Source organism: Actinosynnema sp. ALI-1.44 (genome assembly GCF_001984155.1).
In the GTDB taxonomy this organism is placed as follows: Bacteria; Actinomycetota; Actinomycetes; order Mycobacteriales; family Pseudonocardiaceae; genus Kibdelosporangium.
In genome coordinates this window covers 580197-594138 of the sequence record NZ_MTQO01000049.1, presented here as the reverse complement: position 1 = coordinate 594138, position 13942 = coordinate 580197, and the positions used below count along the sequence as shown (strand labels likewise).

At 68.6% G+C, this 13942-nt stretch carries 6 protein-coding genes; 4 read left to right on the top strand and 2 right to left on the bottom strand.

The window, feature by feature from the left end; translation table 11 throughout:
* Window positions 1-3076 (bottom strand): non-ribosomal peptide synthetase (locus tag ALI144C_RS32465; RefSeq protein WP_143231001.1); only part of this gene is annotated, 3076 nt, incomplete at its 3' end.
* Window positions 3073-5016, bottom strand: a complete 1944-nt coding sequence (locus ALI144C_RS32460; protein ID WP_168211396.1) for an AMP-binding protein — start codon at window positions 5014-5016, stop codon at window positions 3073-3075. The genes ALI144C_RS32465 and ALI144C_RS32460, both read right to left, overlap by 4 nt.
* A 204-nt stretch (window positions 5017-5220) precedes the next feature.
* Here ALI144C_RS32460 and ALI144C_RS32455 point away from each other — a divergent pair, with 204 nt between their 5' ends.
* Genes ALI144C_RS32455 through ALI144C_RS32440 form a run of 4 tightly spaced genes read left to right on the top strand, consistent with a single transcriptional unit; the run spans window position 5221 to window position 13919 of the window.
* A complete protein-coding gene (locus ALI144C_RS32455; protein ID WP_083753578.1) occupies window positions 5221-5988 on the top strand; it encodes a thioesterase II family protein in 768 nt (255 codons plus the stop codon).
* 27 nt (window positions 5989-6015) lie between these two features.
* A complete protein-coding gene (locus ALI144C_RS32450) occupies window positions 6016-9168 on the top strand; it encodes a condensation domain-containing protein (protein WP_076990961.1) in 3153 nt (1050 codons plus the stop codon).
* A 32-nt stretch (window positions 9169-9200) separates the two neighbouring features.
* The gene (locus ALI144C_RS32445) at window positions 9201-9404 is read left to right on the top strand and encodes an MbtH family protein (RefSeq protein WP_076990960.1); all 204 of its coding nucleotides are present in this window, start codon (window positions 9201-9203) and stop codon (window positions 9402-9404) included.
* A 54-nt stretch (window positions 9405-9458) separates the two neighbouring features.
* Complete coding sequence (locus ALI144C_RS32440; protein WP_076990959.1) at window positions 9459-13919, top strand: non-ribosomal peptide synthetase family protein; 4461 nt, start codon at window positions 9459-9461, stop codon at window positions 13917-13919.
* Window positions 13920-13942 lie beyond the last annotated feature (23 nt).

Genomic DNA, 13942 nt, shown 5'->3' with positions numbered 1-13942 from the left:
CCTCGGCCCGTGGTTGTACGGGGATTTCTGCGATGTTGGTTGCTGGTAGTGCGGTGGCGAGTTCGGCGATGGTGGGGTGTTGGAAGAGCAGGTGCAGTGGGACGGCGATGTGGAGCTGACTCTGGATCTTGTTGATGATGCGGGTGGCAAGTAGGGAGTGTCCGCCGAGCGTGAAGAAGTTGTCGTGGATGCCCACCCGGTGTTTTTCCAACACTTCCTGCCAGACGGCCGCGATGAGTCGCTCGGTGTCGTTGCGCGGTGGTTCGTGTTGTGTCGGCGCGGCTGTGGGGTCGGGGAGGGCGTTGCGGTCGATTTTGCGGTTGGGTGTCAGGGGGAGGGTGTCTAGGAAGACCCACGCGGTGGGGATCATGTGCGTGGGCAGAGTGGTCCCCAGGTGCGCGCGAAGCGACGTCGGGTCCTCGTCGAGGTCAGGTGCGACGACGTAGGCAGCGAGCGTGTCGTTGTGTTTGACGACGGCGGCGTGGGTGACGTGGGGGTGTTCTTGGAGGGTGGTTTCGATTTCGGCGGGTTCGATGCGGTGGCCGTGGTGTTTGATCTGGTGGTCGGTCCGGCCGAAGTAGTCGAGCTGGCCGTCCGAGCGCCAGCGAACCACGTCACCAGTCCGGTACAGGCGCTGCCCTGGCCTGTGGGGGTCGGGGAGGTAGCGTTCCGCGGTGAGGGCTGGTCGTTGGTGGTAGCCGCGGGTGATGCTGGCTCCGCCGAGGTACAGCTCGCCGATGCTGCCGTATGGGACCGGGCGAAGGTCGGAATCGAGCACGTGGGCCTGCGTGTTGTGTAGCGGCTTGCCGATGGGGGTTCGTTGGTCGGTGGAAGTCGTGAGTGCGTGGGTGGAGTAGGTCGTGTCCTCGGACGGACCGTAGAGGTTGTTCACAGCCGTGACGTGTGGCTGGTCGTAGAGGGCGCGTACGAGTGCCGGGCTGAGTGCTTCGCCTGCCAGGTTGATGGTGGCGGCACTGGTGGGTAACGCGTCAGCGGTAAGGAGTTCCTGGGCGACCGATGGCACCGTGTTGATCAACGTCAGGTCGCTTAGGTTGCTGCCGATCAGATCCAGGGCGTTGTTTTCGGTGAGGGTGATGCTGCCGCCGATGGCCAGTGGGGCGAAGATCTCGTAGACCGAGAGGTCGAAGCAGACGGAGGTCGACGCGAGGACGTTGGCCAGTTCTCCGGCGGTGAACGTGGTGGTCGCCCAGGTGATCATGGCAGCCGTGTGGCGGTGTTCGATCATGACGCCTTTGGGCAGTCCGGTTGATCCGGATGTGTAGATCACGTAGGCGAGGTTGTTGCTGGTTGCTGTGGTGGTTGGCCTGGTGGTGATTGTGGAGGTTTGGTCGGTGGGGACTGTGCGCCAAGGGCCTTGGTGGTTGTCGTTGGTGATGAGGGTGTTGGCGTTGGCGTCGTTGAGGATGTAGGTGATGCGGTCCTTGGGGTACGCCGGGTCTATGGGGACGTAGGCTGCGCCCGTCTTCAACACGGCGAGCAACGCGACGATGAGATGTGACGTGCGGGGGAGGCAGACGCCGACCAGGTCTTCTGGACCGGTACGCAGGTGGTGGGCGAGCTGGTTGGCGCGTTGGTCGAGCTCCCGGTAGGTCAGTTCTCCGTCCGTAGCACGAATGGCGATGGCGTCCGGGGTCTGGTCGGCTTGGGCTTCGAACCATTCGTGCAGCAGACGGTCCGGTATCGGGGTGGCTGTTCCTCGTGCCAGCTCGGTAAGGAGTTCAGGCTCGCCCGGGAACGTCACCGGCACCTCAGTGAGGTCCTGATCCGGACCGGCCACCACAGTGGACAGCAGGGATCCCCAGCGATCAGCGATGTGGTGAGCGGTGTCAGCCGTGAACAGGTCCGCGTCGTAGCCGAGGAACCCCATCATGTCCGCACGTCCTGACCAGACGTACATCTCCAGGTCGTGCTGGGTCGCACTGGGCTCCTGGAGGACGGGCGTAATCGGAAGACCGCCGAGGCTCGGCACGGCCAGTTCTTCCTGGTGCACGAGCATCGCCTGGAAGATCGGGCTACGACTGAGGTCCCGTCGCGCACCCAGCTCCCCGACGACGGCCTCGAACGGGGTGCTCTGGTGGGCGTACGCGCCCAGGCAGGATTGCCGCACCCGGCCCAGGACGTCGCGGAACGACCGCGCACCACCAAGATCCGTGCGCAGCGCCACCATGTTGATCAGCGGACCGATGACTCGGGGCGCGGACGCCCGCTGCCGCATCGCGGTCGGCGAACCCACGGTGACATCGGTCTGCCCGGTCAGCTTGCCCAGCAGCACCTGAAAAGCCGCGAGCAGCACCATGTAAGGCGTAGCCCCTGTCTGCGCGGCGAGAGCCCGGACCCCGTCGGTGACCTCAGCGTTGACGTGAACGGGCACGGCAGCGCTGCGGAACCGTGGTGTGGCGGGCCGTGGCTGATCCGTCGGCAACCGCAGCGGTTCCTGATCCCGTAGCCGGTCACGCCAGTAGGTCGTGTCCACCGGCTCGTCGCGCTGCCGCCGGGCGACATCGGCGTACTGCGGTGGGGTTCCGGCGATGTCGGCGGCTGAGACCTCAGCCAGGAACACACCGAGCGACCAGCCGTCGGCGATCAGGTGATGAGCCGTGACGGCCAGCAGTGACCGCGCGCCGGGCAGCCGGTACACCACGACCCGGAGCAGTGGGCCGGTGGCCAGGTCGAACGGTTCGCGGGACGCCTCGCGGGCCTGCCGGACCGCCTCCTCCTCATCGGCGTCGGTCACGTCGACGACTCGGGGCTCGACGATCAGGTCGTCATGAACGACAGGACCGGAGGTGAACGTCGTCCGCAGGATGTCATGCCGTTGGCACACCTTCCGGACGGCTGCTGTCAGCGCTGGCACGTCCACTTCGCCGTCGACCGTGCCAAGGAACGTGAGATTGTTGACGGCTGTCCCTGGATGGAGTTGCTCGAACAGCCAGATGCCTTCCTGGGCCGAACTCAACGGAACCGCATCGCCCTCCCCGCGTTCCGGCTCAGGCGCGGGGCGGCCACGCCACCGAGTCGCGAGCTGTCGACCGATGTCCTGCGGGGTGCGGTTCACTGTGCGTTGTCCTCTCCCTCAGCCACCGCTGCCAACCGGTCTCGCACCGTGCTCGGGTCGGCCCATCGCGAGAGCAGGCAGGTGGCGACCGCTCGTGGCGTCGCCTGTTCCAGCACGACCTCGATCGGTACGGGCAGTGACATCGCGTCCTCGACGACGGCGGCGATCTCGGCCGCCCGGATCGAATCCCCGCCGAGATCGGCCAGCCGCTGGTCGACGCCGCAGGTCGGGACCTCGCAGATCCCGGCGAACACACCGGCCACGAACTGCGCCAACGACTCGCCGCTGTCGTGCAGCGACCCGAGCGCGACGACCGCGCCCGGCAACTCCCCGGCGAGCACTCGGTCCCGGCACAGGGAACGCTGCACCTTGCCGCTCGTGGTCCGGGGAATCGACCGGACCGGGCAGAAGACCACGACGTCGAGCCGGGCGCCCGTGCGTTCCAGAACCCTGGCCCGCAGCCGGGTGGCGATGTCCGCGTCCGATTCCCTGCTGCCCGGTGCGCGCGACGCCACCAGGACGATCGCGGGCTCCGGTTCGTCCACTTGGAACGCCGCCGCGGTGTGCTGGACGTCCGGGTTGTCGACCACTGCCGCGGACTCGACATCGGCGGCGTGGTGGTTCACGCCCTGGCTGACGAGAACGTCCTTGCACCGGCCGGTCACGAACAGCTCACCAGCACGCAGGAACCCGAGATCGCCGGTACGCAGGAAGCGCTGACCGTCGACCTCGGCGAACACGTCGCTGGTCGCCCGCCAGTACCCGTCGGTCACGCTGGGCCCGCGGAGCCACACCTCGCCTTCCTGTCCGTCCGGGACGCGCATCTGACGGTCCTGGTCGACGATCGCGACCTCCACCCCGGTGACGCTCGGCCCGCAGCTGATTCGCTGCGAGTCGTGGTGCTCGGACGGATCCCAGTGACGGCCGGACACGATCAGAGTGGCCTCGGCCAAGCCGTAACACGGGAGGAAGGCCTCCGCCTGGAATCCGTTTCCCGCGAAGCGCCGCGCGAACGCCTCGAGCGTGGTGCGGCGCACCGGTTCGGCTCCGTTGAACGCCACCCGCCACGAGCTCAGGTCCACATCGGACAACACGGCGTCCTTTGCCCGGCGAACGCAGAGGTCGTAGGCGAAGTTCGGGCCACCGGTCGCCGTCACACCCAGCTCGCTGATCTGGTGCAGCCAGGTGAGCGGGCTTTTGAGGAAGTGCAGCGGGGACATCAGCCGCATCGGGAAACCCACGGACAACGGCGTGAGGATGCAGCCGATGAGACCCATGTCGTGGTAGGGCGGCAGCCACGAGATCGAGCGGGAACTCCGGTCCAGCTCGAGGACTTCGGTGATGGCCTTGGTGTTGTGCAGGAGGTTGCCGTGCCGGAGTTCCACGCCCTTGGGCTGGCTCGTGCTGCCGGAGGTGTACTGCACCAGAGCGATGTCGTCCAGGTCGGGCAGTCGCAGGTTCGTCGAGCCGCTTGTTTCCTGTGCCGCGGCGTGGCTGATCACGGGTGGCAGCGGACGTTGCGAGGCCAAGGCGGACAGCACGGGGTCAAGCACCGGATCGGCCAGGATCACCGCGGGCCTGGCGTCGTCGACGATCCGGTGGAACCGGGCCATGCTGCGGTCACGTTCGCCGGTGACCGGGGGATACGCCGGGGCCGCGGGAACACCGGCGAGCAGGCACCCCCACAGCGCCGCCACGAACCCCAGTCCCGGCGGGTAGAGCAGCAGCGCGACAGCGGGTTCGCCGGTCGGATCGACCCGGTCGGCCAGCTGCTCGGCGACCGCCGACGCCCGGCCGAAGAGCTCGCCGTAGGCGACCCGCTCGACGCTGCCGTCACCGTGCAGGAACTCGTAGGCGCACTGCTGCGGTTCGGACTGCGATCGGTCGGCGAAAACCCGCACCAGAGAGGCAGTTTCCCGTTCCAGGCTGGCAAGTGCCACGGTCGGTCCCCCTTTTTCATCGGATCGGCTCGCGTCGTGGTCGCTCGTCGACGTTATGGTCAGGGGCTCTAACCGATCTCTCACCCGGCTATTCGGCTTCTCTCATAAGGTTCTCCGCTGTATTTCGCCGACTTGACGGGTCGCGGCAGGCCCAGCCTAGTATCGACGGCAGTCCCATTCGAAATCCGGAATGAGTGAAATGGCATGACAAATCCCCACTCGATCTTCGCGGCGACTGCCCCTGCCGCGGCTCGGTGGTTCACGCCGTTTCCGAACTCACCGGGCGAGGGCCGCGCGCTGGTGTGCCTCCCGCACGCCGGTGGCGGTGCCTCGGAGTTCGGCGACTGGCAGTCGCACGCGCAGTCGCTGACCGTCCTCGCTGTCCGGCTGCCGGGGCGTGAGGCGCGGATCGCCGAGGCGGCGTTCGAGACGATCGACGACCTCGTCGACGCCTTCCTGCCCGCGTTCGTGCCGGTCGCGCAGCGCGGCTGCGTCCTGTTCGGACACAGCATGGGCGCGCTCGTCGCCTACGAGGTGGCCCGGCGTCTGCAGGTCGAAGGCCTGCCAGCGCCGCTCGGGCTCGTGGTGTCCGGCTGTGTCGCGCCGCACGTGCTGCTCCCGGAGCGGGTGCACGAGTTCTCCGACGAGAAGCTCGTGCAGTGGCTGATCGACATCAACGGTGTCGAGCCGGAAGTGCTGGAGTACCCGAAGCTGCTGGAGCTGATGCTGCCGACCGTCCGCGCGGACATGCGGCTGGTCGACGACTACCGGTACCGCGAGGGTGTGCGGCTGGATATTCCACTGCGCGCGCTGTGCGGGGAAAACGACCTGGGGACGCCGATCGAGCACGCCCGCGGCTGGGGCGAGCTGACTACCGGCACATTCGACCTGGACGTCTTCCCCGGGGATCATTTCTTCTTCCGCGAGCACATCCCGCGGATCATGTCGACCATCGAGAACTGGACGCGGTAGCCGAATTCTTCGAAAGGTCTCACGGCAATGGGTAGCTCTTCGTATCTCGGCGCGGTAGGAGCGGGGAAGGAACACGACTTCGCCGGTTATTACGTGTTCCCCGCCTCGTCGGCGCAGAAGCGTTTGTGGTTCCTGTGTCAGCTCGAGCCGGAGAGCAACGCCGCGTACAACGTCACCAGCGCCGTGCGCATGACGGGCGAGCTGAACCGCCTGTACCTGCAGCAGGCCATCGACGCGGTGATCGCCCGGCACGAGAGCCTGCGCACCGGCATCGGGCTGGTCGACGGCGAGCCGCAACAGGTCGTGACACCGTCGGCGCTGGTCGGCCTGCCGATGATCGACTGCTCCACGCTCGACCCCCAGGGCAGGCAAGCCAGGCTCCGGCTGGCACAGGAGGAACTGTCGCGGGCGTTCGTCCTGCACGAACCACCGCTGGTACGGATGGTGCTGCTGCGCATGGCCGCGGACGAGCACGTCCTGATCGTCACGATCCACCACACTGTCTGCGACGGCTGGTCCATCGAGCTGTTCTTCCGCGACCTGGCACGCGGCTACGCGGAACTGCTCGCGGGCGGCACGAGCGACCTGCCCGAACCGCCCATCCAGTACGCCGATTACGTGGCGTGGCAGGACGAACAGCTCGCCGGTGAACGAATGACGGCCCTGCTGGACCACTGGCGGTCCCAGCTCGCCGGAGTCCCGCCCCTTGACCTACCTACCGACCGGCCCCGGCCCGCTGTCCGCTCGGTACGCGGCGCCGTGCGCACCGCGTCCATCCCGGCCGATCTGGTGGATCGCTTGACCCGGCTGGGCCACGAGCATGACGCGACACTGTTCATGGTTTTGCTGGCCGGGTTCAAGCTGTTGCTGGCGCACGTTTCCGGTCAGCGTGACATCGCGGTCGGCACGCCGGTGGCCGGTCGGGAGCACCCCGAGGCGGAAGAGGTCGTCGGGTTCTTCGCCAACACCCTCGTACTGCGCAGCGATGTCGACGTCGACGCCGCGTTCGCCGACGTGCTCGGCAACGTCCGCTCGACCTGCCTCGACTCGTTCTCCCACCGCGAGATGCCGTTCGACCGCCTGGTCGAGGAGTTGCGCCCGCCGCGTGACCTCAGCCGCACGCCGCTGTTCCAGGTGATGTTCGCGCTGCTGACCACCCCCGGTGTCACGCTGGACCTGCCAGGGCTGCGGGTGGAGCCGCTCGAACTGACCGACGGCTCGGCCAAGTTCGACCTCTGGCTGTCCGGCGTACCCGCTGAGGACGGCGTCCGGCTGCGGCTGGAGTACAGCACCGGCCTGTTCGACGACGAGACGGCCGAGCGACTGCTCAGCCAGTACCTGGACATGCTTTCCGCGATCGCCGGACACCCGGACAAGCCGGTGACACAGTCAGTTGACGGCGTTGAGGTAGGCGCGGACGAACGAACGCACGGCCCGTCGTTGCGCCTCGAGGCGCACAGCGTGGTCGACTTGCTCGCCGCCCACGAGCCGTCGAGCGTCGCTGTCGACGGACTGACCTTTCGTGACCTGCACGACCGTGCGAGCTGTCTCGCGCAGGACCTGCGTTCGGCAGGAGCGTGCCTGGGTAGCGTGGTCGCCGTCCACCTCCCGCGTACCCAGGACCTGGCGGTGGGCATGCTGGCAGCACTCATGGCCCGGGCGTCGGTGTTGCCGCTCGGGTCCGGCATGCCCACCACCCAGGCCGCGGCGATGCTGGCCGACACGAACCCCGCGATCCTGCTGACCACGACCGAGCTGGCGAAATCCCTGCCGTGGCAACGAGTTGTCCGCGTGGACGAGACGCGCTCCGCCGAGCCGCAGTCCATCACCCGACCGGGGTCGGACGATCCCGCCTGCGTCGTCTATCCATCCGGGACAGTCCACGGCGGTAGCGTCGTCATCCCGCACCGGGCGCTGGTGGCGATGATCGCCGGGATCGGGCACCGCATCGGTGTCACCGGGGACGACGTTGTCGCCGCGGTGAACGAGTCGGATGTCCTCGCCGTGCTGGAGTTGTTCCTGGCGCCCGCGTTCGGCGGCCGGACCGTGGTGACCGACACCGGCGGACTGCCCGCCGCACCGACCTTGATGCTCGCCTCGGCGCCGACCTGGCGGTCAGTTCTGTCGACGGACTGGACTCCGGCACCGTCGACCCGCGTGGTGTGTGCGGGGGAGCCGTTCGACGCGGACCTCATCCGACACCTGCTGGACAGCGGTGCACAGGTGTGGCGTGCCCACGGGACGGCCACGATCGTCGCCGGAGCCGAACGCGTGGACACGGCCGGTCCGGCGCCCGCTGGGCGTCCGCTGGCGAACGTCTCCCGTTACCTGCTTGACGGGCGGCTCGGACCGGTCGCGACCGGCGCGGTGGGTGAGTTGTACCTCGGCGGTCCCGCGCTGGCCTACGGCAACGCCGAACGGCTTCTGCCCAACCCGTTCTCCGGCCGACCCGGCGACCGGCTGCTGCGCACCGGCATCCGCTGCCGGTACACAGTGGACGGCAAGCTCGATGTCCTCGGCCCGGCGGACGGCCGGATCAAGCTGCGTGACCACTGGGTCGCCCCGGCGATCGTCGAGGCCGTGCTCGCGGAGCACGACGAGGTGGCCGAAGTCGCCGTCGTCGCCGGTGAGTTCGGGGACGAGACGCAGCTCGTCGGCTGGCTGGTGCGGGCCGGGAAGTCGGGAGCCGACGCCGAACTGGCCCGCCGGATCCGCGTCGAGACCGCCGAGCGCGTCCCGGAACACCTGGTGCCACCCGTGTTCGGTGTGCTCGAAGCGTTGCCGAGGACAAGCGACGGCGCCGTCGACCGGCGGGCGTTGCGGGCACGGCAGTCCGAGGCCATCTACGGCACCACCGACCGGACCCCGCCGCGCAACCGCGCGGAACGGGTCATCGCCGGAGTGTTCGGCGACCTGCTCGAAACGGCCGAACCGGGTGTGCACGCGAACTTCTTCGGCCTCGGCGGCCATTCGCTGCTCGCCGCGAAGGTCATCGCCCAGGTGCGCAAGGACTTCGGTGTGCTGGTGCCGGTGCGTGAGTTCTTCAAACGCCCCACCGTGGCCGGGCTTGCCGCGGCGGTCAGTGCCGCGACGGACAAGCAGGCGACGGACGCGACGGGTGAGGCGTTGGCAGGAATGTCCGACGACGAGGTGACCAGGCTGCTCAGCCGGATGCGGTGAGCGGTGCGAGAAGGGAAAGGGAGAACGCCGACATGAGCATCGACAACCCGGACACGGTTTTCCAAGTGGTCGTCAACGACGAGGGCCAGTACTCGATCTGGTTCGCCGACCGCGAGCTGCCTTCCGGCTGGACGGCGGAAGGGCCGAACGGCTCGAAGAAGCAGTGCCTTGACTACATCGAGAAGGTCTGGACGGACATGCGGCCGCGGTCGGTCCGCGAGCGGATGGCCGCCTGACCCCGACGAAAGACCGCCGACCCGAGCAAAGCCCGCACAAGAGAGGCCTGGTTGATGAGTCAGCAGCAACACGACCTGGAGTCGATGTCCGCGGCGGAGAAGCGAGAGCTGCTCGCTCAACTCCTGGACCGGTCACCCGACGACGTGCCGTCCACCGTCTCACTGGAGCAACGCAGGCTGTGGATGCTCCTCCAGCTCGACGAGACCAAACCGTGGCAGGTTTTCACAGCACTGCGTGTCACCGGCCGCCTCGACCTGGCCGCGTTGCAGCTCGCCCTCACCGAGCTCGTGCAGCGGCACGAGGTGCTCCGGATGGTCTTCGTCGACGTCAACGGCCAGCCGGTGGGCAGCATCGCCTCGTCGGTGGCGTTGCGCCTGCCGATCGTCGAGCTGAGTGCGGAGGACGACCTGGACGCCGAGCTCGCCCGGCACGCGGTCCGTGAGGCGGGCAGCCCGTTCGACATCGAGAAGGGCCCGCTGGTGCGTGCCACGGTGGTCCGGCGGGGCGACGAGCACGTCCTGACGATCACGATGCACCAGCTCGTCGCCGACCGCCGGTCGCTGCGGCTGTTCGTGGACGAGCTGATCACCACCTACACCGCGCTCACCGGTGGCAACCAGGCCGAACTGCCCGATGTGGGCACGTACTTCAGCGAGCTCGTCACCGCGCAGCGGGAATGGCTCGACAGCGAGCAGGCAGGCGACGACACCGCGTACTGGCGTGACCGGCTGGCGGGCCTGGTCCCGCTGGAGCTGCCGACCGATCGCCGCCGCCCGTTAATGAAGACGATCAACGGCGACTCGGTCGGCGTCGACATGGACGCCGAGCTGGTGTCCGCCGCGGCGGACTACGCCACGCGCGGCGGCCACGACCTGGCGACCGTGCTGATGGCCGGGTACGCCGCGGTGCTCGGCCGGTACTCCCTGCAGAACGACCTGGCCATCGGCGTACCCACCTCGGCGGTGTGGCACCCGGAGGCACGTGACCTGGTCGCCCCGCTGGAGAACGTCGTCCCGGTGCGCGTGGATCTCGCCGGTGACCCGTCGCTGGACGACCTGGTCGCACAGGTCGCCCATTCGACGTCCGAGGCGCTGGCGCACGGCAGGCTGCCGTTCGAGCGGATCGTGGAAGCGGCCCAGCCGCAACGGGACCTGAGCCACACGCCGCTGTTCCAGACGTTCTTCGCGACCGACGACGAGCCACCGGCCCGAGACCTCGCGGGTGCCGCCGCGACCACGGTGGAGCTGGACAAGGGCTGGACTCCGCACGACATCGACCTGTTCGCGGTCCGGCGAGGGCCGCGGGTGCGGCTGCGGGCCGACTTCAACCGCGACCTGTTCGACGCCCAGACAGTCCTCGGCCTGGTCGAACGCGTCGTCGTCCTGCTGCGTTCCGCGGTGGCCGACCCGTCCCGCCCGCTGAGCCGCATCGCGTTGCTCAGCGACACCGACCTGGCGAAGGTCATCGACGACTGGAACGCGACCGCGCAGGAACACTCGCGGGACACCTGCCTGCACGAACTGGTCGAGCACCGCGCCGAAGTGGCCCCGGACGACGTGGCCGTGGTCTCCGGGGACCGCCGGGTCAGCTACGGCGAGCTCAACAACCGGGCGAACGACCTGGCCACGCGGCTGATCGACCTCGGCGCCCAGCCGGAGTCCAGGATCGGGGTCGTGGTCGACCGGTCCGCCGACGCGGTCGTCGGGCTGCTCGGCGTGCTCAAGTCCGGCGCCGCGTACGTGCCGCTCGACCCGTCGTACCCGGCGGACCGCCTGCAGTACATCGTGGACGACGCGGGACTCGTTCTCGTGGCGGGCACTCCCGCGTTGCTGGAGCGGCTGCCCGAGATCCCGAGCTCGTTCACCGCCGTGGAGATCTCCCCGGACGGTCCGGTCAACCAGGTGCTGAACCCGGAAACCGGAGTCCGGCCGGACAACCTCGCGTACCAGATCTACACGTCGGGCTCGACCGGGCGGCCCAAGGGCGTCGCGGTGGAGCACCGCCAGATCGTCCACTCGACCGCCGCCCGCACCGTCTGCGAGACCACCGGCGCGCCCCAGCGGTACCTGGTGCTCGCGCCGCTCACCTTCGACGCGTCCGCTGGCGGCGTGTACTGGACTCTGACGCGTGGCGGAACGCTGGTGTTCCCGACCGAGGGCGAGATCTACGACCCGCGTCAGCTCGGCAGTCTCATCCGGACGCTGCGGATCACGCACTTCGACGGTGTGCCCGCCCAGTACAGCGTGTTGCTGGAATCGGACCTGGCCGCCCACGACTCGGTGAAGACGTGTGTCCTGGCGGGGGAGGCGCTGCCGCCCGCCTTGGTCCGGGAACACTTCTCGCGTTCTCCCCAGGCCGCGTTGTTCAACGAGTACGGCCCGACCGAGGCGACCGTGTGGGCGACGGTGCACGCCTGCAAGCCCGCCGACGCCGAAGCCATGCGCGTGCCGATCGGCAAACCGATCCCGAACGCCCGGGTCTACCTGCTCGACGAGCAGTTCAACCCGGTACCGCCCGGTGTCGCCGGTGAGCTGCACATCGGCGGCGACGGCGTGACGCGTGGCTACCCCGGTCGTGCGGGCACGACCGCGGAACGGTTCCTGCCTGACCCGTACAGCGACAAGCCGGGTGCCCGGCTGTACCGCACCGGCGACCGCGCCCGCTACCGGGCGGACGGGTCGATCGAGTTCCTCGGCCGGGTCGACACCCAGGTCAAGATCCGCGGGTTCCGGGTCGAGCTGTCCGAGATCGAGAACGTGCTGCGGCGCCACCCGCTGGTCACCGAAGCGGTCGTGCGGGTGCTGGAGGACCAGCCCGGTGTGCAGCGCCTGGTGGCGTACGTCGTACCGGTCTCCGGCCGGGTCGTCACCCACGACGTGCTGACCGCCCACGCGGTCGGCCAGCTGCCGGACTACATGGTGCCGGCGCACTTCGTGAGCCTGGAGAAGCTCCCGCTGACCCGGCACGGCAAGATCGACGTCGCCGCGCTGCCCGCCCCGGAGGAGATCTACACCGGCGGCTACGTCGAGCCCCGCAACCAGCTCGAAGCCGACATCGCGGAGACGTTCGCCGCCGTGCTCGGCCAGTCCAAGGTGGGCGCCACCGCGAGCTTCTTCGACCTCGGCGGCAACTCGCTGCTGGTCGCGCGGCTGGTGGCCCGGCTGTCGCGGGAGCACGACGTCGACCTGCCGATCGACGAGATCTTCCGCGTCCCGACCGTGGAGGGCATCGCGCGCACGGTGGAGATCCACCAGCGGCGCGCGGACCAGGTGGACAGCGCGGCGTTGTACGCGCAGCAGTGCGCGGAACTGCTGGCCGACGTGAAACTGGACCCGAGCGTCGACCCGGAGGGCGTGCCGCACGCCGACTACCTCAACCCCCGCGACATCCTCGTCACCGGGGCCACCGGGTACCTGGGCGCGTTCCTCGTCGTCGAGCTGATCAAGCAGACCGACGCGACGATCCACTGCCTGGTGCGGGCGGAGGACGCCGAAGCGGGCGAGGAACGCATCGAGCAGGTGCTGCGCCGCTTCCTGGCGTGGGACGAGTCGTACCGGACCAGGATCAAGCCCGTGCTCGGCGACCTCGGCAAACCGCTGCTGGACCTGAGCCGGGAGCAGTTCGACGAGTTGGCGGGCACGATCGACTCGATCTACCACAGCGGCGCGATCGTCAACTTCACCTACCCGTACGACGCGATGCGCCCGGCCAACGTCGGCGGCACCGAGGAACTGCTGAAGCTGGCCACCCGCGAGAAGGTCAAGGCCTTCCACCACGTGTCCAGTGTGGACGTCTTCATGGGTACCGGGTCGCAGCGGCCGTTCACCGAGGAGGACCTGCCCGACAAGCCGGTCAAGGTGCCGACCGGGTACCCCCGCACCAAGTGGGTGGCGGAGAAGATCGTCGTGATGGCGCGCGACCGCGGCCTGCCGGTCACCATCCAGCGGCCGTGGATGATCACCGGCCACACCGAGACCGGTGCCTCGCACCACACCGACTACCTGTACGTCTACCTGAAGGGATTCCTGGACCTCGGCCTGCTGCCGTTGTACAACGACGTGGTCAACGCCGTCCCGGTGGACTTCACCGCGCAGGCGATCGTGTACACGTCGCTGCGCCGGGAGAACTTCGGCAAGAACCTCAACATCACCAACGCCGAGCCGGCCACCATGTCGCAGTGCTACGAGTGGCTGCGGACGTTCGGCTACAGCCTCAACGTCGTCGAAGAGGAGGAAGCCCGCGCCAAGGCGTTGGACGTCGACCAGGACCACGTCCTGTTCCCGATGACCCCGATCCTGCGCGTGGCCACGATGCGGCACGCGGCGCTGGACCCCGACCTGCAGCAGCAGGTCGACCCGGTCGACGAGTGCCGGGTCCTGCTCGACGCGCTGGAGGGCTCCGGCATCGACTGCCCGCCGGTCAACGAGGAGTGGGCGCACTCCTGCTTCCGCTACCTGGTCTCGACCGGGTTCCTGCCCGAGCCGGACAACCGACCGGTCGCCGCGACGCACTGATCACTTGCGCGAGGACAAGAGGA

Excerpts from the sequence above, each read along its gene's own strand:
- ALI144C_RS32455 (WP_083753578.1), top strand. The coding sequence starts at position 5,221 with ATGACAAATCCCCACTCGATCTTCGCGGCGACTGCCCCTGCCGCGGCT.
- ALI144C_RS32450 (WP_076990961.1), top strand. The coding sequence starts at position 6,016 with ATGGGTAGCTCTTCGTATCTCGGCGCGGTAGGAGCGGGGAAGGAACAC.
- ALI144C_RS32445 (WP_076990960.1), top strand. The coding sequence starts at position 9,201 with ATGAGCATCGACAACCCGGACACGGTTTTCCAAGTGGTCGTCAACGAC.
- ALI144C_RS32440 (WP_076990959.1), top strand. The coding sequence starts at position 9,459 with ATGAGTCAGCAGCAACACGACCTGGAGTCGATGTCCGCGGCGGAGAAG.